At 64.5% G+C, this 23,663-nt stretch carries 20 protein-coding genes; 10 read left to right on the top strand and 10 right to left on the bottom strand.

Annotated features, from left to right (window positions below; all coding sequences use genetic code 11):
* Nucleotides 1-19: 19 nt before the first annotated feature.
* From F6X42_RS30595 to F6X42_RS30585, 3 genes are read left to right on the top strand one after another with little or no spacing between them, the layout of a single operon-like run.
* On the top strand, nt 20-229 hold the full coding sequence (locus F6X42_RS30595) for a DUF1656 domain-containing protein (protein ID WP_090808477.1): 210 nt from the start codon (nt 20-22) through the stop codon (nt 227-229).
* The gene (locus F6X42_RS30590) at nt 226-1,245 is read left to right on the top strand and encodes an efflux RND transporter periplasmic adaptor subunit (RefSeq protein ID WP_187637769.1); all 1,020 of its coding nucleotides are present in this window, start codon (nt 226-228) and stop codon (nt 1,243-1,245) included. The genes F6X42_RS30595 and F6X42_RS30590 overlap by 4 nt, the downstream gene beginning before the upstream one ends.
* Nucleotides 1,242-2,813, top strand: a complete 1,572-nt coding sequence (locus F6X42_RS30585) for an efflux transporter outer membrane subunit (protein WP_187637768.1) — start codon at nt 1,242-1,244, stop codon at nt 2,811-2,813. The genes F6X42_RS30590 and F6X42_RS30585 overlap by 4 nt, the downstream gene beginning before the upstream one ends.
* 22 nt (nt 2,814-2,835) lie before the next feature.
* Here F6X42_RS30585 and F6X42_RS30580 read toward each other — a convergent pair whose 3' ends face one another.
* The 6 genes from F6X42_RS30580 to xylA form a co-directional block, all read right to left on the bottom strand.
* On the bottom strand, nt 2,836-3,297 hold the full coding sequence (locus F6X42_RS30580; protein ID WP_187637767.1) for a (2Fe-2S)-binding protein: 462 nt from the start codon (nt 3,295-3,297) through the stop codon (nt 2,836-2,838).
* A 29-nt stretch (nt 3,298-3,326) separates the two neighbouring features.
* Nucleotides 3,327-5,597 (bottom strand): xanthine dehydrogenase family protein molybdopterin-binding subunit, encoded by a 2,271-nt coding sequence (locus F6X42_RS30575; RefSeq protein ID WP_187637766.1) that lies wholly within the window; start codon nt 5,595-5,597, stop codon nt 3,327-3,329.
* A gap of 279 nt (nt 5,598-5,876) precedes the next feature.
* Complete coding sequence (locus F6X42_RS30570) at nt 5,877-7,076, bottom strand: sugar ABC transporter permease (RefSeq protein ID WP_187637765.1); 1,200 nt, start codon at nt 7,074-7,076, stop codon at nt 5,877-5,879.
* Nucleotides 7,073-8,632, bottom strand: a complete 1,560-nt coding sequence (gene xylG, locus F6X42_RS30565) for a D-xylose ABC transporter ATP-binding protein (protein WP_187637764.1) — start codon at nt 8,630-8,632, stop codon at nt 7,073-7,075. The genes F6X42_RS30570 and xylG overlap by 4 nt, the downstream gene beginning before the upstream one ends.
* A gap of 95 nt (nt 8,633-8,727) precedes the next feature.
* Nucleotides 8,728-9,756 (bottom strand): D-xylose ABC transporter substrate-binding protein, encoded by a 1,029-nt coding sequence (gene xylF, locus F6X42_RS30560; RefSeq protein ID WP_187637763.1) that lies wholly within the window; start codon nt 9,754-9,756, stop codon nt 8,728-8,730.
* 131 nt (nt 9,757-9,887) lie between these two features.
* Nucleotides 9,888-11,210: a xylose isomerase gene (gene xylA, locus F6X42_RS30555; RefSeq protein ID WP_187637762.1), complete on the bottom strand. Its 1,323-nt coding sequence runs from the start codon at nt 11,208-11,210 to the stop codon at nt 9,888-9,890.
* A gap of 272 nt (nt 11,211-11,482) precedes the next feature.
* On the opposite strand from xylA, the gene F6X42_RS30550 reads away from it, so the two are divergent.
* From F6X42_RS30550 to F6X42_RS30540, 3 genes are all read left to right on the top strand, one after another.
* Entirely contained in the window at nt 11,483-12,703 is a 1,221-nt protein-coding gene (locus tag F6X42_RS30550; protein WP_187637761.1) for a XylR family transcriptional regulator, read from the top strand.
* Between the two features lie 34 nt (nt 12,704-12,737).
* Entirely contained in the window at nt 12,738-13,832 is a 1,095-nt protein-coding gene (locus F6X42_RS30545) for an aldose epimerase family protein (protein ID WP_187637760.1), read from the top strand.
* A gap of 191 nt (nt 13,833-14,023) precedes the next feature.
* Nucleotides 14,024-14,332 (top strand): DUF4148 domain-containing protein, encoded by a 309-nt coding sequence (locus F6X42_RS30540; RefSeq protein WP_187637759.1) that lies wholly within the window; start codon nt 14,024-14,026, stop codon nt 14,330-14,332.
* Nucleotides 14,333-14,539: 207 nt separating this feature from the next.
* Here F6X42_RS30540 and F6X42_RS30535 read toward each other — a convergent pair whose 3' ends face one another.
* Nucleotides 14,540-14,851, bottom strand: a complete 312-nt coding sequence (locus F6X42_RS30535; RefSeq protein WP_187637758.1) for a DUF4148 domain-containing protein — start codon at nt 14,849-14,851, stop codon at nt 14,540-14,542.
* A 197-nt stretch (nt 14,852-15,048) separates the two neighbouring features.
* Between F6X42_RS30535 and F6X42_RS30530 the strand changes: the two genes are divergently transcribed.
* From F6X42_RS30530 to F6X42_RS30520, 3 genes are all read left to right on the top strand, one after another.
* Nucleotides 15,049-15,870: an isocitrate lyase/PEP mutase family protein gene (locus F6X42_RS30530; RefSeq protein ID WP_187637757.1), complete on the top strand. Its 822-nt coding sequence runs from the start codon at nt 15,049-15,051 to the stop codon at nt 15,868-15,870.
* 68 nt (nt 15,871-15,938) lie between these two features.
* Entirely contained in the window at nt 15,939-16,334 is a 396-nt protein-coding gene (locus F6X42_RS30525) for a RidA family protein (RefSeq protein ID WP_187637756.1), read from the top strand.
* Nucleotides 16,335-16,521: 187 nt separating this feature from the next.
* Nucleotides 16,522-17,157, top strand: a complete 636-nt coding sequence (locus tag F6X42_RS30520) for a helix-turn-helix domain-containing protein (RefSeq protein WP_187637755.1) — start codon at nt 16,522-16,524, stop codon at nt 17,155-17,157.
* A gap of 36 nt (nt 17,158-17,193) precedes the next feature.
* On the opposite strand, the gene F6X42_RS30515 is transcribed toward F6X42_RS30520, so the two are convergent.
* On the bottom strand, nt 17,194-20,187 hold the full coding sequence (locus F6X42_RS30515) for an FAD-binding and (Fe-S)-binding domain-containing protein (protein WP_187637772.1): 2,994 nt from the start codon (nt 20,185-20,187) through the stop codon (nt 17,194-17,196).
* Nucleotides 20,188-20,250: 63 nt separating this feature from the next.
* A complete protein-coding gene (locus F6X42_RS30510; RefSeq protein ID WP_187637754.1) occupies nt 20,251-21,288 on the bottom strand; it encodes a DUF1338 domain-containing protein in 1,038 nt (345 codons plus the stop codon).
* Nucleotides 21,289-21,414: 126 nt separating this feature from the next.
* Here F6X42_RS30510 and F6X42_RS30505 point away from each other — a divergent pair, with 126 nt between their 5' ends.
* Entirely contained in the window at nt 21,415-22,347 is a 933-nt protein-coding gene (locus F6X42_RS30505) for a LysR substrate-binding domain-containing protein (RefSeq protein ID WP_187637753.1), read from the top strand.
* A 57-nt stretch (nt 22,348-22,404) separates the two neighbouring features.
* Here the strand turns inward: F6X42_RS30505 and F6X42_RS30500 are convergent, their stop codons facing one another.
* Nucleotides 22,405-23,532, bottom strand: a complete 1,128-nt coding sequence (locus F6X42_RS30500) for a 4-hydroxyphenylpyruvate dioxygenase family protein (protein ID WP_187637752.1) — start codon at nt 23,530-23,532, stop codon at nt 22,405-22,407.
* Nucleotides 23,533-23,663 lie beyond the last annotated feature (131 nt).

Here is a 23,663-nt window from a genome sequence, read left to right as displayed (position 1 = left end):
CCCTTTCCCAGTTCCCGCGATGATCGGTGAAATCGATATCTTCGGCGTGTTCGTACCGTCCGTGCTGGTCCTGATGTTGATCGCGTATCTGATCAACCTCGGCATTCGCACCGCGCTCGATTACACCGGCTTTTACCGCTTCGTCTGGCATCGCTCCATCTTCGATCTCGGCGTCTATGTGCTGGTGCTGGGCCTTGTCGTCGTTGTTTCGCACAGACTAATAACGTGAAAAAAACCTGGTTCTCCGTCGGTCAGATCCTGCTGACCCTGATCGTCGTAGTGATCGCAGCATTCGTGCTGTGGAAACTCGTCAACTACTACATGTTCGCGCCGTGGACCCGCGACGGGCGCGTACGCGCCGACGTGATCCAGGTCGCGCCCGACGTGTCGGGACTGATTTCGTCGGTCGAGGTCATGGACAACCAGCAGGTCAAGCAGGGCCAGGTGCTGTTCAGGATCGATCAGGCGCGCTACACGCTCGCATTGCGCCAGGCCGAGGCAACGGCGCAGCAGCGCCGCGCGACGCTCGATCAGGCCCGCCGCGAATACGCGCGCAATCGTCAGCTCGGCAACCTCGTCGCCGCCGAAGTACTCGAAGAAAGCCGCTCGCGTGTCGACGCGGGCGAAGCCGCGCTCGCCGACGCGAACGTCGCGATCGACACCGCGAAGCTGAACCTCGAGCGCTCGACGATCAAAAGCCCGGTCGACGGCTATCTGAACGACCGCGCGCCGCGCGCCGGCGAATTCGTCGCGGCCGGCCGCGCGGTAGTCGCGGTGGTCGACATGCATTCGTTCCGCGTCGACGGCTACTTCGAGGAAACCAAGCTGCGCGGCATCGACATCGGCCAGCCGGTCGACATCATCGTGATGGGCGAGCCCAAGCCGCTGCGCGGCCACGTGCAGAGCATCGTCGCCGGTATCGAAGACCGCGACCGCACGCAAAGCGCCAATCTGCTGCCGAACGTGAACCCGGCGTTCAGCTGGGTGCGGCTCGCGCAGCGCATTCCGGTGCGGGTCGCGCTCGATGAAGTGCCCGCTGATTTCCGCCTGATCGCGGGGCGTACCGCGACGGTGTCGGTGCGTGACCTGTCGCCGGTCAGGAGACGAGCCGTGTCGGGCACGGGTGGCGCATCTGGCACGGTCGCGGCTTCGACTGCGCCGGTGGCACCCGGTTCGTCGGTGGCGTCCGGACCCGCGCGCCCGGCCGCGGCAACAACCACCGCACCATCGGGCGCGTCGCAATGAAGCTTGTGCGTACCTTGTCCTCGCTGGCGCCGCGCTTGCCGCTGCTGCCACTGTTGCCGTTATTGCCGATCACCGTCGTCGCGCTGAACGGCTGCATCAACGTCGGGCCGAACTACACGCTGCCGAAGCAGGCGCTCGTCAATGCGCCACTCGCGAACGGAGCAATCGAGGGCGCCGATCCCAGGCTGACGTCGACCCTCAACACGCCGACCGTCTGGTGGAAGCTGTACGACGATCCGGTGCTCAACGGTCTCGTCGACGAAGCGTTGAAATCGAATACCGACCTGCGCGTCGCCGCTGCGAATCTCGCGCGCTCGCGCGAGGCGCTGGGCATTGCGCAAGCGCAGGGCGGTTTTTCGGGCAACGCGTCGGTGGCGATCCAGCGCGCGCAGGAATCGGCCGAACAATTCCTGCTCTTCGAGAAACTGCCGGTCGCCAACCTGGGTGACATGGGCATCAACGTTTCGTACGAAATCGACCTGTTCGGCAAGCTGCGCCGCGGCGTCGAAGCGGCGGCGGCGGACACCGAGGCCGTGGAAGCCGCGGGCGACCTCGCGCGCATCACTGTCGTCGCGGACGTGGTGCGCTCGTACGTCGAACAATGCTCGGCGGCCGAGGAGTTGCGCATCGCGCAGCAATCGCTCGCGCTACAGAAGGAGCGCGTGGACGTGTCGCGCCGTCTGCGCGACGCGGGACGCGGAAATCAGACCGCGGTCACGAGCGGCCAGACTCAGGTCGAGACTCTGACGGCCGACATTCCGCGCTACACCGCGCGCCGCAAGATCGCACAATACCGGCTCGCGATGCTGCTCGCCCAGGCGCCGTCCCAATTGCCGCCGGCCGTGCTCGCCTGTGACCGGCTGCCGCAAACCCACCAGCCGATTCCGATCGGCGATGGCGCCACGCTGCTGCGGCGCCGCCCGGACGTACACGAAGCCGAGCGTCAGCTCGCGGCATCGACGGCGCGCATCGGCGTCGCGACCGGGGCGCTTTATCCGAGCATCAGCATCGGCGCGTCGGCGGGGTTCACCGGCATTCTCGAAGACATTCCCACCTCGCCGACGGCGCGGTGGGCCTTTGGTCCGCTAATCAGCTGGACCTTCCCGACCAATGGGGCGCGCCAACGCGTCCACGAAGCCGAAGCGTCGAGCCAGGTCGCGCTCGCGAAGTTCGACGGCGTGGTGCTGACCGCGCTGCGCGAAACCGAGACCAGCCTCGCGACCTACGCGTCCGACTACGCGCGCGCCGAATCGCTGCGCGCGGCGCTGAAATCGGCGGCGCAATCGGCGGATGAAACGCATCGGCTGTATCGCGCCGGGCGTGAGTCGTTCATCTCCGATCTCGACGCGACGCGCACGCTGACGGCCGCGAAGTCGCAGCTTGCGGCGGCGGAGGGCCAGGTGGCGGTCGATCAGGTCAATCTGTTCCTGTCGCTTGGCGGCGGGTGGGAGGTCGGCGGGCAGAGCACGCCGGGCGAAACGCCGCCGCAGCTGAAGGCAACGCCTGTCGCCGCCAGGCCGACGGCGAAGTCCGGAGGGTCGGCGGCGTCGACTGTGAAAGCGCCCTGAACGGCATGCCTGGGAGAGTGACTCAGCGCTTCCGGGCCTGTGCCGCCGCCTGATGTATCGCCGCCCGCACCCGCGGGTACGTGCCGCAACGGCATACCACCGGCGTCATCGCCTCGTCGATGTCGGCATCGGTCGGATCAGGCTTGCGCTTGAGCAACGCGCAAGCCGCCATCAATTGCGCGCTCTGGCAATAACCGCACTGCACCACATCGAGTTCGATCCACGCGGCCTTCAGCGCCTGCGCCTCGCGTCCCTGCAAACCCTCGATCGTCGTGATCTTCTGCGTGTGCAGGCTCGACATCGGCGTCTGGCACGCGAAGCATGCGGCATCATCGAGATTGATCGTGCACGCGCCGCAGATGCCCACGCCGCAGCCGAACTTCGTGCCGGTCATGCCGAGATCGCAGCGCAGTACCCATAGCAGCGGCATGTCCGGATCGGCATCGATCTTCACCTTGCGTCCGTTGATGTTCAGTATTGCCACGCTCGTCTCCTGAGTCGCCGCGCCGTCCGTCATGCAAGCCGCAACGGCAGCGTGCGCAAACGCTGCCCCGTCAACGCGAACACCGCATTGCCCACCGCCGGCGCGACCGGCGGCACGCCCGGTTCGCCGACACCTTGCGGATGCAGCTGACTCGGCATGATGTCGACTTCGATCGCCGGGCACGCGTTCATCCGCACGACCGGAAAGTCCACGAAGTTCTTCTGCCGCACCTGACCGTTGACGATCGTAATCTCGTTCTGCAGTGCGCTCGACAGCCCAAACACGATGCCGCCCTCCATCTGCTGACGGATCAGGTTCGGATTCACCGGCAAGCCACAATCGATCACGCACAGCACGCGATGCACGCGAATCTGCCGGTTCGCCCCGATCGACACCTCCGCGACCTGCGCGACGACGCTGCCGAACGCCTCGTGCAACGCGACGCCACGCGCGCAGCGCGCGCCATCGGCGGCGGGTTTGAGCGGACGTCCCCACTCCGAGATTGCCTCGACACGCTTGAGGACCGCCAGATGACGCGGATGCTGCGCGAGCAGCATCGCGCGAAACGCGATCGGGTCCTGGCCGGCTGCCGCCGCGGCTTCATCGGTGAAGCTCTCGGTGAAGAAGGCCTGATGCGAGTGGCCGACCGAGCGCCAGAAGCCGACCGGCACCGGCAAGTCGACGATCTTGTGCGACACGCGCGCGGCCGGCCACTCGTACGGCTGATCGAACGCGCCTTCGCAGGTGGTCTTGTCGATGGGGATGTGCGGCACGCCGTAGTAACGCGCGAGCGCATCCGGCACGATCGCCTGGCCCGCCGACTTCGCATGCCACGCCACCAGCTTGCCGTGCTCGTCGAAGCCGGCCTGAAGCCATGCCGCACACGCGGGCCGGTAGAAGTCGTGCGTGAAGTCCTGCGCGCGCGACCAGATGGTTTGCACCGGACGGCCATCGGCTTCGCGCGCGATCGCCGCGGCCTGCGCGATGAAATCGAGTTCGAGGCGCCGCCCGAACGCGCCGCCCAGCAACTGCGTCTGTACATCGACGAGATCGGCGTCGATGCCGAGCGCTTTCGCCGCATGCTGCCGCGCGAGTGCCGGCATTTGCGTCGACACCCACACGGTCGCGGCGCCGTCCGCGACCTGCACCGTGCAGTTCAGCGGCTCGACCGCGCCATGCGCGAGGTACGGCGCGTGATACACCGCTTCGATCCTGCGCGCCGCGCGAGTCATCGCGTTGTCGACGTTGCCGATGTGGAAATACACATGACCGTCGCTATCGTCGAGCGCGTCGACGAGGCGGCGCTCCACCTCCGCGCTCGACACCTTCGCGGCCGCGCCGTCATGCCAGCTCACGTCGATCGCCTCGACCGCGGTCATCGCGCGAAACGCGTTGTCCGCGATCACGGCCACGCCGCCGGTGCCACCCGCATACGGCGGCACAGCGAGCGCCTTGACGAAGCCCGGCATCTTTTGCGCGGGTGTCGCGTCGAAATGCGCGACCGTACCGCCGAGCGTCGGGCACATCACGACGCTCGCATAGAGCAGACCGTTGGGCAGCACGTCGATCCCGAAGCGCGCCGCGCCATCGATTTTCGGCGCGGCTTCGATACGCCGCATGGGCTGGCCGATCAGCTTGAAGTGGGCGGCCTGCTTCAGGACGACGCTTCGCGGCAGCGGTTGGCGCGCAGCCATCGACGACAACTCACCGAACGTCGCCTTGTGCCCCGAGGGGTGCAGCACGTAGCCCTTTTCCGCACGGCATTCGCGGACCGGCACATCCCAGCGCCCGGCCGCCGCCCCGATCAGCATCACGCGCGCCGACGCGCCGGCCTCGCGCATCGGCGTCCACAGATCGTTCATGCTCGATGAGCCGCCCGTCATCATCGTGCCGATCTCACGCACCGCCTTGCTCGTGATCCATACGGTGGCGCGCCGGACGTAGCTGTCGTCGTCGGGGCGAAACGGCAGATCGTCGACGATGCCCTGCACCGCGTTGTAGATCCGGTCGATCGGCGCCTCTTCGACCCGCACTTGCGACCAGTCGGCGTCGAGCTCCTCGGCGAGCACCATCGCGAGCCCGGTATGGATGCCCTGCCCCATCTCGGCCTTGGGCATCATGATCGTCACGCGGTTGTCGGCGTCGATTTTGATCCAGCCGTTCAGCGCGACCTGCGAGCCTTGCGTCGGCAGCGGCGTCGACGTCATCAGGCGCTGCCGCGGCGGCAGCACGGCCCAGCCGACCAGCAGCCCGCCCAACGCACTAGCGCCGCCCAGCAGGAAAGTTCTGCGCGTCAACATGGCATGGCTCGCTCGGCTGGCTCGATGACAGGAAAGTGGCGACAGCGCCGATGCACCCGTCTTTGTCTGCGAATAGTAATAAGACGAATCGGCGAGCGTGAGACTTAAATGCGCGCGTGAGCCTGAAGCGGCCGTGAGGCGCGCAAAAGCGGGGATCGAAAGCGGCGTGGGAAAGTCGTGGGGCGTTTCATTAACTGCGATCGCGCGGGCGACGGTGTGCGAGCGTGACTAACCGCCTGCACACCGCAAACTCGCGCTTGAATCGATGACGCGACTGGATCAACGGCGGTTCGAACCCGACACCACATCGATCCACACGGCCAGCACGAGGATGCCGCCCTTCACGATCATTTGCCAGTACGCGTCGACGTCGAGCATCGACATGCCATTGTCGAGGCTCGCCATCACGAGCGCGCCGATCAGCGCGCCGTACACGGTGCCGGAGCCGCCGCGCATCGAGGTGCCGCCGATGAAGCACGCGGCGATCGCGTCGAGTTCGCCCATCGACCCCGCCGACGGCGAACCGGCCGCGAGCCGCGCGGTGTTGACGATGCCGGCGAACGCGCACATCAGCCCCATCAGCGCGAAGATCGCGAGCTTCACGCGGTCGGTGTTGACGCCCGAGAGCCGCGTCGCTTCGAGGTTCGAGCCGACCGCGTAGATGCGGCGTCCGAACACGGTCTGCGTCGCGATCCATGTGAAGATGCCGAGCAGCGCGAGCAGCAGCAACACCGGCACCGGAATGCCGCCGTAATTGTCGAGCATCGCGATGAAGCCGGCGAGAATCGCGCCCGCGCCGATTACCTTCGCGACGTCCTGCCAGAGCGGCACGACGCGCAGCTGATAACGCTGCCGATTCGCGCGCTGGCGGATCGTCAAGAATGCCAGCAGCAGGAACAGCACGACGGCGAGCGTGTCGCCGGCGAACCGCGGCAGATAGCCCTGGCCGACGAACACGAAGCTGTCCGACACCGGCGCGATCGTCGACCCGCCGGTAATGCCGAGCAGAATGCCGCGATACGCGAGCATGCCGCCGAGCCCGACGATAAACGACGGCACGCGCCGATAGGTTGACCACCAGCCGTTGAACATCCCGACCGCGATGCCAAGCAGCAACACGACCGGAATCGTCACGCCGATCGGCCAGTGCCGGTTCACGTCGAGAATCGCCGCGACGCCGCCGAGCAAACCAAGCAGCGAACCGACCGACAGATCGATTTCACCGGCGATGATCACGAACACCATGCCGCACGCGAGCATGCCGGTAATCGACATCTGCCGCAGCAGATTCGACAGATTGCGCGGCGTGACGAACGCGCCGTGCGTGAGCGCCGAAAAGAAAATCCAGATCACGGCGACGGCGATCAGCAGCGCGAGAATCTTGTAGCGCGCGAATAGTTGCTGGATCCGTTGCGCGCCGCCGAAGGCGCCTCGCGGCGCGGCGTTGTCGGTGCGTTGGGAAGTTACTTCGGGAGTCATGCGGCACTCGCTGCGGTTGGGTTCGAAGATAGATGCACGGGGCGGATCGCGGCGCCGAGAATGTCTTCCTGCGTGAGACCGTCGTTGACGAAGTCGCCGCGCAACTCGCCCTCGCCGATCACGAGCACACGGTCGCTGATGCCGAGCACTTCCGGCAACTCGGACGACACCATCACGATCGACATGCCGCGCTGCGCCAGTTGGAAGATCAGCTTGTAGATCTCGTATTTGGCGCCGACGTCGACGCCGCGCGTCGGTTCGTCGAGGATCAGCACCGTCGGGTTGGTCAGCAGCATGCGCGTGAGTACGGCCTTTTGCTGATTGCCGCCCGACAGACTTGCAATCGATAGCATCGGATTCGCGGCGCGCACCGAAAGCCGCTTCATTTCCGTCTGAATCGTGTCGAGCTCGGCAGCGGAATCGATGCGTCCGCCCGAGGCGAAACGCTGCAACACCGCAAGCGTGATGTTATGACCGACGCTCATGCCCGGCACGATGCCGTGGCGCTTACGGTCCTCGGGCACCATCGCGATACCGGCACGAATCGCGTCGATCGGCGCGCGAATTTTCAGTGGCTTGCGCTCAAGCACGACGCTCGCCTCGCTGACGCCCGCATACGCGCCGAAGATCGCCTGCATCAACTCGGTGCGGCCCGCGCCGACGAGCCCCGCAACGCCGAGAATTTCGCCGCGCCGCAACGAGAACGACACGTCGTCCACGCGCTTGCGACGCGGATTCGTCACGTCGAAACAGGTCACGTTGCGCGCTTCGAAGATCACGTCGCCGATCGGATGCGGCTCGCGCGGAAACAGGTTCTTGATCTCGCGGCCGACCATCAGCGAGATGATCCGCTCGGTCGTCAGTGCCTGCATCGGCTCGGTCGCGACATGGCGGCCGTCGCGAATCACGCTGATCGTGTCGCAGACTGCCGCGACTTCGTCGAGCTTGTGCGAGATGTACACGCAGGCAATGCCGCGCCGCTTCAGATCGCGCACGATGTCGAGCAGAATCGCGATTTCGGAGGCGGTCAGCGACGACGACGGTTCGTCGAGAATCAACAGCTTCGCGCGTTTGTTCAGCGCCTTCGCGATCTCGATCAGCTGCTGATGGCCGCCGCCGTAGTTCATCACGGGCTGCGCGGCGTTGATGCCGCTGATGCCGAGTTCGCGCAACAGTTCGTCGGCGCGCTGATACATCGCCGCGTAGTTCATGCGCCCGCCGGGCAGCGTGATTTCGTTGCCGAGAAAGATGTTTTCCGCGACCGACAGCTCCGGCACGAGCATCAGTTCCTGGTGAATGATGATGATGCCCGCGCGTTCGGTGTCGCGTACGCTCGCGGCCTTCAGCGGCTGGCCTTCCCAGGTTATTTCGCCATCCCACGTACCGTGTGGATACACGCCGGACAGCACCTTCATCAGCGTCGATTTGCCCGCGCCGTTTTCGCCGCACAGGCCCACGCATTCGCCCGGCGATACGCTCAGATCGATGCCGTCGAGCGCCTTCACGCCGGAAAAAGCTTTGACGATGCCGCGCATCGTCAGAAGAGGTTGCGTCATTCGGTATGCCTCGCTGCAAGGTGGGCCGATGTTCGACCACGCTCCGGGGCGCGATGACCCGGGAGCGTGGCGTTCACATCGCGCCCTTCTCCGTTTTATTTGCTCGCGAGCTGTTCCTGCGTGTAGAAGCCGTCCTTCACGACGAGGTCGAGGTTGGCCTTCGTCAGCTTGGTCGGCTGCAGCAACACCGTATCGACCTTCTTCTTGCCGTTATCGTATTGCGCATTGAAGGCTGGCTTCTCGCCCTTGGCGAGCGCGACCGACAGCTTCGCCGCTTCGCCGGCGATCAGCTTCAGCGGCTTGTAGACCGTCATCGTCTGCGTGCCGGCCGCCACGCGTTTGACGGCAGCGAGGTCGGCGTCCTGACCCGAGATCGGTACCTTGCCCGCGAGGCCTTGCGCGGCGAGCGCCTGGATCGCGCCGCCAGCGGTGCCGTCATTCGACGCGACGACTGCGTCGATCTTGTTGTTGTTCGCGGTCAGCGCGTCCTCCATGATGCGCAGCGCGGTCGATGCGCTCCACTCCGGCACCCACTGCTGGCCGACCACCTTGATGTCACCCTTGTCGATCGCCGGCTGCAGCACCTTCAACTGGCCCTGGCGCAGCATCTTCGCGTTGTTGTCGGTCGGGGCGCCGCCGAGCAGGAAGTAGTTGCCCTTCGGCCGCACGTCGTAGACGCCTTGCGCCTGCATCTCGCCGACCTTCTGGTTGTCGAACGAGATGTAGGCGTCGGTATCGGCGTCGAGAATCAGCCGGTCATACGACACCACCCTGATGCCCGCTTTCCTCGCTTCGGCCACCGCGTTGCCGAGCGTCTTCGAGTTGAACGGCACGATCACGATCACGTCGACGCCGCGCGAGATCAGGTTTTCGATCTGCGAGATCTGACGCTCTTCGCTCGCATCGGCCGATTGCACCGACACCTTCGCGCCGAGCTTTTCCGCCGCGGCGACGAAATAGTCGCGATCGCGCGACCAGCGCTCGACGCGCAGATCGTCGATACAGAAGCCGATTTCCGGGTGATCCTTGCTGGCGTGCGCGAGCGGCGCGGCGAGCGACAGGCTGGCGAGTACCGCTCCGCACAACAGCGAACTCAGTACGTTACGACGCATGGCGAATTTCATTTCTGTCTCCTTTGTGTTGTGATAGCCGGGAATACCGGACGTATCGGTCTGCGCTGCGAGCCGCAGACTCGGACAAGCGACAACCCACAGCTTGCTGGTGCGCGCGATCCGTGTGGTCGCGCGATCTTTATTCAAAGTCCGCTATAAATCGCCTGATTCACGATGTTTTCCATCTGCTCCTGCTGCCCGCTCACATGCCGCGGATTCAGATCGCGCGCCAGCGTGTCCGCCGCGAGCGTCGACAGCGAATAGTCGCCTGACAGGATCTTGTGGCCTAACTCGCCATCCCAGCCCGCGTAGCGTTGCCGCTTGAACTGTTCGAGACGCTGGTTTTCCACCAGCACCGCCGCGCGTTCGAGGCCGAGCGCGAGGTTGTCGATCGCGCCGATGTGGCCATAAAACAGGTCTTCCGCATCGACACTCTGGCGCCGCAGCTTCGCATCGAAGTTCATGCCGCCGCTCGTGAAGCCGCCGTGGCGCAGGATCTCGTAGAAGGCCAGCGTCAGTTCCTCGACGCTGTTGGGAAATTGGTCGGTATCCCAACCATTTTGCGGATCGCCGCGATTCGCATCGACGCTACCGAAGATGCCGAGCGCAAACGCGGTCGCAATCTCGTGATGGAACGAGTGGCCCGCGAGCGTAGCGTGATTCGCCTCGATGTTGACGCGAATCTCCTTGTCGAGGCCGTGCTGCAGCAGGAAGCCGTGCACGGTGGCGACGTCGTAGTCATATTGATGCTTGGTCGGCTCCTGCGGCTTCGGCTCGATCAGCAGCGCGCCCTTGAAACCGATCTGGTGCTTGTGCTCGACCACCATGTGCAGGAAGCGCGCAAACTGCTCGCGCTCGCGCACGAGGTCGGTGTTGAGCAGTGTGTCGTAGCCTTCGCGGCCGCCCCACAACACGTAGTTTTCGCCGCCGAGGCGCAGCGTCGCGTCGAGCGCATGACGCACCTGGGTCGCGGCAAAGGCGAAAACCTCAGGATTCGGATTGGTCGCGGCGCCGGCCGCGTAACGCGGATGCGAAAACAGATTCGCGGTGCCCCACAACAGCTTGACGCCGGTATCCTGCTGCTTGCGCGCGAGGTAGTCGGACACGCGCAGGAAGTTCTCGCTGTATTCCTTCACGCTCGCGCCTTCGGGCGCGACGTCGGTATCGTGGAACGTGTAGTACGGCGTGCCGAGTTTCGAGAAGAATTCGAATGCGGCGTCGGCCTTCTGAAGCGCTCGCTCCATGGCGTCGCCGGGTTGCTGCCACGGCCGGCGGAACGTGCCCTGGCCGAAGATATCGACACCGGGCCACACGAACGTATGCCAGTAGCACACGGCGATCCGCAGATGGTCCTCGAGCGTCTTGCCGAGTACCTGCCTCGTTTTGTCGTAGTGACGGTACGCAAGCGGGTTGTCCGATTGCGGGCCTTCATAACGGATCTCGGGAATGTGTTCGAAGTAGGACATCGGCGTCTCCAATGTATGCTGCATTGCAACCCGCGCGGCGTGGCCTTGCTGGCCGACGAGGTGACGCCATGCTGCCGCTTGCACGATGTGTCGGCAATTGCGATATTTCGCAGCGCGCTTGATGTTTCTTACCGCCCGCGCGTTTGTATACTGCCGTCACGCGATTCGGCGCCTAGAATAACCAGACGCTTAAAAACGGGGGCTGCTTCTTGGCACCCGACACAACGGAGACAAAGGCGCGTGGTGTATCGATCCACACGCCGCTTACCGCCATGACCCGTCCACAAGCACCTCAGACGACCCATCGGATCGCGCTGCTGTTCAACGCGAACAAGGTCTACGATCGCGAGATCATCACCGGCATCGGCAACTACCTGCTATCGACCCGCGTCGCATGGGATCTGTTCCTCGAAGAAGACTTTCGCTGCCGGCTCGCGGGTATCCAGCGCTTCGACGGCGACGGCATCATCGCGGACTTTGACGACCCCGCCGTCGACGAGGCCCTGCGCGACTGTCCGCTGCCGGTGGTCGCCGTCGGTTCGTCGTACGAGGATCCGACGCAATACCCCCCGGATTTACCCTATATCGCGACTGACAACAGCAAGCTCGTGTCGCTCGCGTACACGCATCTGATCGGCGCGGGCCTCGAAAACTTCGCGCTGTACAGCCTGCCGCAGGCGCAGGAAAACCGTTGGGCGCAACAGCGCGAGCTCGCATTCGCGCATCTGCGCAGCGCGGACGGTCGCAGCGCGGCGCAGATCGATACCGAGATCTATCGCGGTCTGTCGACCAGCGCGCCGTCGTGGAACCAGGCCATCGAACAGCTCACCGCATGGCTTCGGCAATTGCCGAAACCGGTCGGCATCATCGCAGTGACCGACGCGCGTGCACGGCATTTGCTGCAGGCATGTCTGATCGCGGGCATTCCGGTGCCCGAGGAAGTCGCGATCATCGGCATCGACAACGATCCGCTCACGCGTACGCTGACGCGCATTCCGCTGTCGTCGGTGATTCAGGGCACCGAGGAAATGGGCCGCACCGCCGCGCACATCCTGCATCAGATGCTGCACGGCGCGCGTTTTCCGGGTCGTCGCATTCTGGTGCCGCCGGTCGGCATCAATGTGCTCGAATCGACGCGGCATCAGCCGCTTGCGAGTCCCTATGTGATGCGCGCGCGCCATTTCATTCGTCAGTACGCGTGCCAGGGCATTCGGACCGAGCAGGTGGCCGACTATGTGGGCGTGTCGCGTTCGTCGCTCGAAGAGTATTTCCGGCGCGAGCGTCAGTGCACCGTGCATCAGGAGATCCTGCGCCACAAGCTCGACGTCGCGAAGTCGCTGCTCGCGAAACGCGATGCGTCGAGCGCGGAAGTCGCGATTCGTTGCGGCTTCACGTCGCTGCAATACATGTACGCGGTATTTCGCCGCGAACTCGGCTGCACGCCGCGCGAATACCAGCAGCGCGCGGGCCCGAAGACCCAAACCGCTGGCTGAGGAAGCTTTTCTATTTTTTCTTCGCACTGACCACATGATCAGCATCGCACAACTTTCTTCCGAGCCGTGGGGCACGCTGCAGGGCGGCGATCGCGCGCGGCTCTATACGCTGCGCAACGCGCACGGCATGAAGGTCGCCATCAGCGACCTCGGCGCGACGCTGGTGTCGTGGCACGCGCCGGATCGTGCCGGCCGTCTCGGCGATATTCTGCTCGGTCACGACACGCCCGCCGAATACGTGGCTGCTTCGACCTACATGGGCGGACTGATCGGCCGCTGGGCGAATCGCATTGCGGGCGCGCGCTTCTTGCTCGACGGCATCGAGTACACGCTCGATCGCAACGAAGGTCCGAATCTGCTGCATGGCGGCACGGTCGGTTTTCATCGCGTGTTGTGGGACGTCGCCGAGGACGACGGCGCGTTGCTGATGCGGCTCGAATCGCCCGAAGGCGATGCCGGTTTTCCGGGCAACGTGACGGTGCAAGTGCGCTATTCGCTCGACGACGACGGCACGCTGACGATCGGATACGAAGCGATCACCGACGCGCCGACGCCGCTCAATCTGACGAGCCATCCGTACTTCAACCTGACCGGGCGCGCGGGCACCGACATTCGTGGCCACGTGCTGTCGATCGACGCCGAGCGCTTTTTCGAAGTCGACGCAACAATGATTCCGTGCAAGCTCGCCGACGTCGCGGGCAATGCATTCGATTTCCGGCAGAGCGCGCCGATCGGCGGACGGCTCGACTGGCCGCATGCGCAGCTCGCGCGCGCCGGCGGCTTCGATCATTGCTACGTGCTGCGCGAGGCACGGCCAGACGCGATCAACGGCAAAGACGGCGATGCGCCGCCGTTGCGCGAAGTAGCCTGCGCGTACGATCCGGGCAGCGGACGCGAACTGACCGTCGCAACCGACCAGCGGGGTCTGCAGTTCTACACAGGCAACGCGTTGAACGGCAACCCGGGACGCGGCGGCATTCGCTATCAACGGCACGCCGGTTTGTGCCTCGAGGCGGGCGGTTTTCCGAACGAGGTCAATATGGCCGGACAGGACGAAGTGATCGTGCGACCCGGCGATACTTACCGGCAAATCACGACATATCGCGTCGACGTGCGCAAAGGTGTGTGACTGGATTTACGTGCGCTTTTCCATTGTTTTACGAAAACCGCGACGGCGACATTACAGCTCGCCGACTGCCCGTTCTCGACAATACTGAATTAATCGGGTAATGGTTTTCCCCGAGTGCGCCCCCTTCTAAACTTCGTTTATGGCACCGGTGATGCTGCGGTGCTGGATAGAAAACTACGGAGGGAAACACCATGAAATCGCTTATCCAGGCAGTTGCGCTGGCGACGGCGATCGCCGCGCCGGTCGCGTCGTTCGCACAATCGCAACAGCCGATCACGCGCGCCGAAGTCAAGGCGGAGATGCAGCAGCTCGAACAGGCGGGCTATAACCCGGCCACCGCGCTCGATGCCCAGTATCCAGCGGACATTCAGGCGGCCGAGGCGCGCGTCTCCGCGATGAACGCGAAAGGCCAGGGCGACACGTCGGGATATGGATCGTCGATGGGCGGATCGTCGCAAGCGGGCCATCATCCGATGTGGGTCAATCCGGACGGTCAGTGAAGACTGGCGAACGTATAGCAAGCAGCGCTGGCGAGGCAAGATAAGTGAGTTAAGAACCTTTTTCGCCTGCGCGGTTTTCGCCGTTTCGATCTGATATGAAGCGAGCCATGCTTTCGAGGCATGCGCTCGCTTTTGCATTTCTGCGGTCTTCAAGAACGCACCGCGAATTCAGTCGTGACTCGTTGGCATTGCGGCGCCACTGCTGAATCAGCCAGAGCGCGCCTGCGGGCATTCTGCCTGGTACCAGATCTCGACCTGACGCTGCGCGCGCTCAAGACTCGCCGGATAGTCAGGATCAAAGCGCCGTTCAGGGTGATAACCCGCTTGCTGCAGCGCCGCCAGTTCGCTCATGCTCCGCTCGTGCGTAGCCGGTGCCTTGTTCCTAAGGTCGGTCAGATCACGGCATTGCGTTGCACTGAGATGGGTTTGCGCGCCGCCATTGCCGCCGTCCGTGGCACAGCCAACGAGCGTGAGCAGCAACGCGGCGGTGATCGCGCGCATCTGCGTCGTGATGTTCATTTCTTGCCTCCTTTCGGTAAGCCAACCCTTGAATTATTCGAAGCGTCCGCGAAAGTCGCCACCCATTTCATCAACAATCCCACTCGATACGGACATAGACTTTCCCGTGGTGAATGCCGATTTCCCTGTGCATCAATTGACCCGACGTGTTCCCCTCAACGAGGGAGCCACGCTCCCTCACTCCAAGGAGAAATGCGATGCCCCGCACCGCCGCTGAAAAACGCGCCGCTCTCCGCGCACTGCACTCGTCCGGCTGTTTCGTGCTGCCCAATCCATGGGACGTGGGCAGCGCCCGTTATCTGCGCACGCTTGGCTTCAAGGCACTCGCCACCACGAGTTCCGGTTTTGCGTGGTCGACCGGGCATGCGGACAACACGCTGCCGCGCGAAACGATCCTCACGCACCTGCGCGCGATCGTCGATGCGACCGATCTGCCAGTCAATGCCGACTTTGAAAACGGCTTCGGCCGCGATCCGGAAGAAGTGGCCGAAAGCGTGACGCTCGCGGTGGAAACAGGCGTCGCGGGTCTGTCGATCGAGGATTCGACCGGCGACCCTGCCGCGCCGCTCTTTGCAGTCGACGTCGCCGTGCAGCGGCTCAGCGCGGCGCGCCGCGCGATCGACCGGACCGGCGGTGACACGCTGCTGATTGGCCGCGCGGAGAATTTCTTCGCCGGCAAGCCCGATCTCGACGATGCCATCGCGCGTCTGAAGGCCTATGCGGCGGCGGGCGCCGACTGCCTGTACGCGCCCGGCATCCAGACGCGCGAGCAGATCGAAGCGGTGGTCGCGGCAGTCGCGCCGAAGCCCGTCAATCTGCTGATCGGCTCGACATCGGCTCTGACGTTGCAGGACGTGGCCGCGCTCGGCGTGCGGCGGATCAGCGTCGGCGGCGCGCTCGCGCGCGCTGCGTGGGGCGGCTTCATGCAGGCCGCTCAGGCGCTGGCCGATGGCCGCTTCGACTTCACCGGCGCGACGGCGGCCAAGCAGCTCAATCAACTTTTCGATCGCAACGCGTGAAGCGCCCGAACGCCCTGAACTGCGCAGGTTCCTCCCCGCCGCGCAAACCTCTATAGCAGGAGATCGCCATGGCTCGCGAAATCATCCGCGTCGAACCGTTGTCCACGTACCTCGAAAAATTGAAAGCGCCGGCCTGCGCCGTCACGCGTCACGGCGATACGGTCTACGTGTCGGGTCTTCCGCCATTCGATCCCGAAACCGGAGAAGTGATCGACGCGCCAATCGAACGGCAGACCGAACTCGTGCTCGAGCAGATGAAGCTGTGTCTGGAAACAGCCGGCTCGTCGCTCGATCACGTGCTGAAGTGCAACGTCTATTGCACGTCGGTCCAGAAATTCGCCGCGGTCAACGCGGTCTACCAGCGCTATTTTCCGGTCGATCCGCCGGCGCGCATTTTCGTCAACGTGCCCGCGTGGCCGGGGCATTTCGACATCGAGATCGATTGCGTCGCGGCCGTCGGATAGGCGCTTCGCAGGCTGCGCATCCAGGCGTTCGCCCGCCGGGTCGAGTTCGCCGGAATCCCCCGGCGTTTCCGATGAGAAAAGCGCGCGAACCTCTGAAGGTGCGCGCAAAGGCACCCGCCACGCCGAATGTTATGATCGGAAACGCCATTCGCCCGATCAAGCGCATTCCCGACCAGCGGCAAGCCTCATGGACACCCACCTCACCAAATCCGCCGATACATCCTCCACCGACCTCGGGCGGCGCGTGCGCGCCGCCCGTCAGGCGCAGGATCTGACGCTCGAAACCGCGAGCCGCCTGTGCGGCGTGTCCCGCTCGACGCTGTCGAAAGTCGAAAACGGCCTGATGTCCCCCACTTTCGACGTGCTGCAAAAAATCGTGTTGGGCCTGAAGATCGAAATCGGCGAACTGTTCGGCTCGACGCCGAAAGTCAGCGCAAGCGGCCGGCGCGCGCTGACGCGCAAGAACGAAGGCCAGCGCCACGCGTATCGCGGCTATCAGATGGAACTGCTCGCCACCGATCTCGCGCACAAGGCGATGCTGCCGTTTCGCATCCGCATCTCGGCGCACACGCTCGACGCATTCGACGACTGGGGCCGCCATGAAGGCGAGGAGTTTCTCTACGTGATCAGTGGCAGCGTGTGCCTTTATTCGGAGCTGTACGCACCGACGCATCTGAACGCGGGCGACAGCCTCTACTTCGACAGCCGCACAGGCCACGCGGCGGTGTCGACCAGCGACGAAGACGCCGAAGTGTTGTGGATGGCGACCAACGCGGACCTTCCGCACACGCCGCCGCCCGCGAACGATTCGACCAGGAAATAGCGCGCTGCCGGCTGCACGCATACTCGGCGCACATACTCAGCGCGCCGCCAGCGCCCGTTGCGCGAGTTGCGCGATATGCAGTGCGTGCTGCCCCGTGCCGTGCGCGATCTGCTCGCGGCAACTGAAGCCGTTGGTCAGCACGATGGTTTCCGCATTCGCCGCCATAGCGTCGCGCACGGCCGGAAACAGCTTGTCCTCGCCGATCTTTTCCGATAACGCGTGATGCTCGACGTTGAAGCCGAACGACCCCGCCATCCCGCAGCAACCGGTATCGAGCAGTTTCCATTTGACGCCGAGCTTGTTCAGCAACGCCGCATCGCCCTGCATGCCGAACAGCGCCTTCTGATGACAATGACCATGCACGATCACCTCGGCGTCGAGCGTCGGCCACTCGAACGGCTGACGGGCGACGAAATCGGCGAACAGATACGTTTGCGCGGAAAGCTTCTTCGCCAACGCATGGTCGGGCAGTTGCTTCAGCAACTCGTCCTTGAAGACCGATAGACAGCCGGGCTCCAGACCGACGAGCGGCACGCCGGCGGCGATGTCGACCGCGAGATCGTCGACGATATGCGTGAGCAGTTCGCGCGCGCGTTCGAGCAGGCCGAAGTCGTACAGCGGACGCCCGCAACACAAACGCCTGTTCGGCAGCGCGACTTGCCAGCCGAGTTGCGTCAGCACATCAGCGGCGGCCTGCGCGATCTCGGGCGTGAAGTGGTCGTTGAACGTGTCGACCCACAGAATCACCTTCTTTGCGTCGCCACCGCGCGCGTGAATCGCCGATGCTTGCGACGGTGCGCTCTGTCTATAAGTTGCAGCGGCAAACTGCGGCAATGCACGCGTCTGCGCCACACCCGCGATCCATTTGCCGAGCGCGGACAAACCGGGCGCCGTCGTCAGAAAGTTCGTCGCGCGCGGAAAACGCGCGGCCCACGGCGCCCATTCGCCGATCCGCCCCATCAACAGTGCCTGACGCGGCCGTCGATGATTCTCATAGTAGTGAGAAAGGAATTCCGCCTTGTACGACGCCATGTCGGTATGCGTCGGGCAATCGGACTTGCAGCCCTTGCACGCGAGGCAGGTATCGAGCGCTTCTTTCACTTCCCGGCTGTCCCAGCCATCGGCGATCAGGTCGCCCTGCAGCATTTCCCAGAACAGACGCGCGCGCCCGCGCGTCGAGTACTTTTCCTCGCGCGTGCCGCGATAGCTCGGACACATTGTCCCGCCTTCGAGCGAGCGGCATTTGCCCATGCCGATGCAGCGTTCGATCGCGCGCTGGAAACCGTCGCCTTCCTGGCTCGCGAACGCGAGCCTCGTATGCAGCGTTACCGGCTTGTACGCGGACCCCATGCGCAGGTTTTCATCGGCGCGGTATGCATGCACGACCTTGCCCGGGTTCAGGCGATTCGCCGGGTCCCAGATCGCCTTGAATTGCTCCATCGCCTGCATCAGCTCGGGGCCATACATGATCGGCAGAAACTCGGCCTTCGCCTGGCCATCGCCGTGTTCGCCCGACAGCGAGCCGCCGAACTCGACCACCAGTTCCGCCGCTTCGCGCAGGAACCCGCGCCACGTCGCGATACCTTCGGCGCTGCGCAGATCGAATGTAATGCGCGCGTGCACGCAGCCGTCTCCGAAATGGCCGTACAGGCTCGTCTCGTAGCCATGGCGATCGACGAGCGCCTGAAACGCGCGCAGATAATCGCCGAGCCGCAGCGGATCGACCGCGGCGTCTTCCCAGCCGACCACCGGATCGGGCTTGTCGCGATCCACCGACAACGCGACCGCCGACGCGCCCGTCTCGCGAATCGACCATACCTTTGCCTGCAATGCGCGATCATCGACGAGCATCGTCGATATCTCCGGCCCCGCCGCGCCCGACTGAAAATACGCGGCAGCGTCGCGTGCCTGTTGCAGCACCTCGTCCTGCGTATCCGCGCCGAATTCGAGCACGACCCACGCATCGCCTTCGGGCAGCAGTGCGATCTCCTCCTTCTTCAGGCCGCGCGCCTGCAAGCCGCGAATGATCGCGCGGTCGAGTCCCTCGATCGCAATCGGCCCGCAGCGCATGAAATGCGGCACGGCGTCCGCCGCCGTATAGATGTTATTGAAGCCGACCACGACGATCGCGCGTTTCGCCGGACTCTTCACGAGACGGACTTTCGCCTGCAACGTGACCGCGCAAGTGCCTTCGCTGCCAACCAGCGCACGCGCGACGTTGAAGCCGTTTTCCGGCAGCAGTTGATCGAGATTGAAGCCCGACACACGCCGTTTGATCCGTGGAAATTTCGCGCGAATCCGTTCCGCGTACGTGTCGCGCAGTTGCTTGAGCGCCGCGTAGATTTCGCCTTGACGGCCACCCGCCGCGATGATGCGTTCGAGTTCTTCGTCGGAGGTCGGACCGACCCAGAAACGCGCGCCGTCGAAGGTCGCGATTTCAAGCGCCTCGATGTTCTCGACCGTCTTGCCGGCCATGACCGAATGCGCGCCGCACGAGTTGTTCGCGATCATGCCGCCGAGCGTGCAGCGGCTATGCGTGGCGGGATCAGGCGCGAATGTGAGGCCGTGCTGTTCGGCGGCATCGCGCAAGGTATCGCATACGACGCCCGGCTCGACGATCGCGACGCCCGCAAGCGGATCGATCGATACCACGCGGTTCACATACTTGCTCGCGTCGGCCACGACTGCGACGTTCACGCACTGGCCGTTCTGCGACGTGCCGCCGCCGCGCGCGAGAAACGGCACGTCGTTGCGCCGGCATGCGGCGAGCGCCGCGAGCAGATCGTCGATATCGGCGGGTACCACGACACCGAGCGGGATTTGCCGATAGTTCGACGCATCCGACGCATACAACGCTTTGGAACCCCGATCAAAGCGCACTTCGCCGCGCACATGCTTGCGCAGGTCGCTTTCGAGCGCCTGCAATAGCGCGGCGCTGCCGGCGAAAGGCGCAGCGACACGCGGTTCATTCGATGTGCCGCGCTCGTCCACGGCGCCACTCTGCGCGCCAACCCGCCGCTCTTCATCCAATGACAATGACGTCCCCACTGCGCACCTCGTCTGCGATGCCGGCGCCCGCGCCGCCGTATGCGCTCAGGCCGCCTGGCTTGCGGTCATCCGGAAGATGCCCTGTGCGTTGCCCGCGTCGAAACGCAGGTCCGTTTCCCAGCGGCGCGCGTCCTGATCGAAACTGCGCTTGCGCGTAATGAATTCGTAGAACGAGCCCGGCACATCGCGCGTGACGACGCTGCCGTCGGCCGCGCGAAATTCGCGCTGCACGATGTCCGCGCGATACGCGGTCTGAAACACGCGCCCGGAACGCGAATGCTCGACTTCCGGCTTCATCGGCCGACCCTTCGCCTTCTGTTCGTCCGACAGCATGAAGACGTCCGCGACACGATCGGTCGCGTGATTGAACGCGTTACCTTCGGTCGCGATCCATGCCATTTCCGCCGATTCTTTCAACAATACGTCGTAATCGGCTTCGTGTGGCATGTCGTGCTGACGCGCGAACGCACCGACGATCAACGGTAGCAACTCGTGCGCCGCATCGAGCGGCAGCACGCCGTCGCGCTCGAGCTCCCACAGAAGGCCATGGGCGCGCGGCGTCAATGGGTCTCGCGATGCACCGATCACGTTCGTCACCGCCTGCTGGAACGCCGCCGAAAAACGCTCCGGATGCAGTTCGCTGACGAAGAACTGCGCGATCTCGTCGGGCGCGTCGTCATGCGTCCATGCGCGGCCGGTCATGCCGAGACGATCGAGCGGATAACGGCCGTTGATCCGAAAGCCGAGCGGCCGCAGGATGCGCGCGAACGCCGCCTCGCCGGGCGGCAGCGCGCCGCTGTGCGGCCACCGCACGGTGCGCAGCGCGCCATGATCGAAGTACACGCTGCCGCCGGCGGCGACGGTTTCCTCTGTATAGCGGCGGCCGTTTTCCGAGCGCGCGAGCAGGTCGTCGAACAGCGCCATGTTCATCGCCTGTGCGAGTTCGGCGCGCGTGACGCTGCCGCTTTCCCACTCGTTCAACACCTGCGGATGATTCAGCGTCGCAAAAAGGCGCGCGGTTTTCTCCGGACCTGGCAGCTTCTGCAATAGTTGTTCGACGTTCGCATTCTTCAGGTTTCGCATCCGGCTTCTCCAGGCTTTACGTTGAGCGCTCACACGAGCGCTTCATGATGAGCGAGATTATTCGCAATCCGCTCCGTTTCCGTAAAGCGAGATAAAATCGACACTTGATGCGCTTTTGGAATTAACGTGCGGAAGTTCAAGATTCCCAACATGGGCGCGCTGCTCGCGTTCGAAGCCGCTGCGCGGCACCAGAGCTTCACGCATGCGGCGCGCGAACTGTTCCTCACCGAAAGCGCGGTGTCGCGACAGATCAATACGCTCGAAAGCAATCTCGGCGTGCGGCTGTTCGTGCGCGTCAAGCAACGCGTGGTGCTGACGCGCGCGGGCAAGGTCTACAGCGCGCAGGTGCGACGCTCGCTCGAACACCTCGATCGCGACACGCTGTCGATCATCGCGCACGGCAGCGGCGGCGGTTATCTGGAGCTCGCGGTGTTGCCGACTTTCGCATCGCAATGGCTGATTCCGCGCATGGCCTCGTTCAATGAACAATACCCTGAGGTGCGCGTGAACATGGGCGTGCGCACCGCGACGTTCCCGTTCGCCGACACGCATTTCGAAGCGGCGATTCACTACGGCAAGCCGACCTGGCCGGCTACGTCGGCGGATTTTCTGTTCCGCGAGGAAGTGGTGCCGGTCTGCGCGGCGAGCCTGCTGAAGCGGCCGATCCGCAACGCCGCCGAATTACTCCACTATCCGCTGCTGCATTCGACGACGCGACCCGACGGCTGGGCGAGCTGGTTCGCGAATCTCGGCGTCGACGACAACCGCACGATGCAGGGCGTACGCTACGAACTGCACACGATGCTGATCAGCGCGGCCGCGGCCGGACTCGGCATTGCGCTGGTACCGCGCTTTTTCGTCGACACGCAATTGCGGCAGTTCGGTCTCGTGATTCCGTTCGACACACCCGCGCTCGCCGAGGCCGCGTACTACCTCGTCTATCCGACCGAGTTGAGTCACGGCAAACCGCTCGCGAGTTTCCGCGAGTGGCTGCTGCGCGAGGCGGCCGCATACGGCGCGATTTGTCCGGAGTTGGCGCAGCGGCCCGAGGGGACGTGACGCGACGAAAGCCGCAAGCGTCAGCGATCCTGTCTCGCCTGCGGCTGCGCGCGATGTTCAGCTGTCCGTGCGCGCCTGGGCCAATGCGGCGAGATTGCCTTCGCCGAAGCCATGATGTCCCTGGCGTTGCACGATCTCGAAGAAAATCTCGCCGGCGCGGCGGCGCACGAAGGTCTGGAAAAACAGCAGCGGCAAGCCGTCCGCGCCGATCTCGCCATCCACGAGCACGTGCGTGCGCCGCAGTCGCTCGACATCGAGCCCGTGGCCCTGCAAACGTGCATCGAGCTGCTCGTAGTAGCGCGGCGGCGGCTCGACGAATTCGACGCCGTTCGCGAGCAGACGCTCGACGCACGCGAAGATGTCGTCGGTGGCGAGCGCGATGTGCTGCACGCCTTCGCCCGGATGATCGGGCAAATACTCGTGCATCAGGTTGGTCCGGCCCGTGCCTTCCTCGTACAGCGGCACGCGGATCGCGCCGCACGGCGACACCATCACGCGCGATTCCGCCGACACATGCCAGTTCGCGTGCAGTTCGTGGATCTCGCGAAAATTCAGCAGGTCGCGATAGAAGTCGATCCACTCCTGCATGCGGCCTTCGCCCACGGTTTGCGTCAGATGATCGACCGCGATCAGGCCGCTGCCCGCGTGATTCAGATCGGCTTCGGCGGTGTCGATTTCGATGGGGCGGAAGTCGATGTCGAAGATCGAGATATCACCGAGGCCGCCGCGCTGACCGCCTCGCCCGCGCCAACGATCGACGAAATAGATGTGCGAATCGCCGATGCCTTGAATGGCCGGAATCAGCAGTTCCCCCACACCGAGGCGTTCGCCCTCGAACTCCCATGCGCCGAGTTCCACCGCGCGTTCGAACGCGCGCTGCGCGTCGGCGACGCGAATGCCGATTGCGCAGATGCCGACCCCGTATTCCTCCGCGTAGCGCGACGCGAACGAATCGGGCTCCGCGTTGATCAGGAAATTCATCTCGCCCTGGCGGTACAGCGTCACGTCCTTGCTGACATGACGCGCGATCGCCTTGAAGCCGAGCCGCGTGAAGGTCTCGCCGAGCGCTTGCGGAACGCGCGCGGCGAACTCGACGAACTCGAGGCCGGCCGTGCCGAGCGGATTGTGCTCCGGCGCCAACACGGCGCACTGTGCGGCCTCTGGAGTGGGCAAGTCGCTGGGCATGACAATCTCCTTGTACGGTCTTTCGATGCGGTGGCCGGTGTTGCCGGGGGTTCGGCGCGAACCGTTCCGGCCGTTCGCGATGGGCTGCGTGATCTGTGCTCGCTCGCGGCGTGCGCGCGGTGTGCCGCGGA

Source organism: Paraburkholderia podalyriae (assembly GCF_014397785.1).
Classification (GTDB): Bacteria; Pseudomonadota; Gammaproteobacteria; order Burkholderiales; family Burkholderiaceae; genus Paraburkholderia; species Paraburkholderia podalyriae.
Note: the sequence above shows the minus strand (reverse complement) of the source record. Positions and strands in the feature narration are given on the sequence as shown.

Coding starts and splice junctions, on each gene's coding strand:
- F6X42_RS30535 (WP_187637758.1), bottom strand. CDS start 14,851: ATGAACATCACGACGCAGATGCGCGCGATCACCGCCGCGTTGCTGCTC.
- F6X42_RS30545 (WP_187637760.1), top strand. CDS start 12,738: ATGATCAGCATCGCACAACTTTCTTCCGAGCCGTGGGGCACGCTGCAG.
- F6X42_RS30570 (WP_187637765.1), bottom strand. CDS start 7,076: ATGACTCCCGAAGTAACTTCCCAACGCACCGACAACGCCGCGCCGCGA.
- xylG (WP_187637764.1), bottom strand. CDS start 8,632: ATGACGCAACCTCTTCTGACGATGCGCGGCATCGTCAAAGCTTTTTCC.
- xylA (WP_187637762.1), bottom strand. CDS start 11,210: ATGTCCTACTTCGAACACATTCCCGAGATCCGTTATGAAGGCCCGCAA.
- F6X42_RS30525 (WP_187637756.1), top strand. CDS start 15,939: ATGGCTCGCGAAATCATCCGCGTCGAACCGTTGTCCACGTACCTCGAA.
- xylF (WP_187637763.1), bottom strand. CDS start 9,756: ATGAAATTCGCCATGCGTCGTAACGTACTGAGTTCGCTGTTGTGCGGA.
- F6X42_RS30575 (WP_187637766.1), bottom strand. CDS start 5,597: ATGTTGACGCGCAGAACTTTCCTGCTGGGCGGCGCTAGTGCGTTGGGC.
- F6X42_RS30550 (WP_187637761.1), top strand. CDS start 11,483: ATGACCCGTCCACAAGCACCTCAGACGACCCATCGGATCGCGCTGCTG.
- F6X42_RS30500 (WP_187637752.1), bottom strand. CDS start 23,532: ATGCCCAGCGACTTGCCCACTCCAGAGGCCGCACAGTGCGCCGTGTTG.
- F6X42_RS30520 (WP_187637755.1), top strand. CDS start 16,522: ATGGACACCCACCTCACCAAATCCGCCGATACATCCTCCACCGACCTC.
- F6X42_RS30540 (WP_187637759.1), top strand. CDS start 14,024: ATGAAATCGCTTATCCAGGCAGTTGCGCTGGCGACGGCGATCGCCGCG.
- F6X42_RS30510 (WP_187637754.1), bottom strand. CDS start 21,288: ATGCGAAACCTGAAGAATGCGAACGTCGAACAACTATTGCAGAAGCTG.
- F6X42_RS30530 (WP_187637757.1), top strand. CDS start 15,049: ATGCCCCGCACCGCCGCTGAAAAACGCGCCGCTCTCCGCGCACTGCAC.
- F6X42_RS30585 (WP_187637768.1), top strand. CDS start 1,242: ATGAAGCTTGTGCGTACCTTGTCCTCGCTGGCGCCGCGCTTGCCGCTG.
- F6X42_RS30595 (WP_090808477.1), top strand. CDS start 20: ATGATCGGTGAAATCGATATCTTCGGCGTGTTCGTACCGTCCGTGCTG.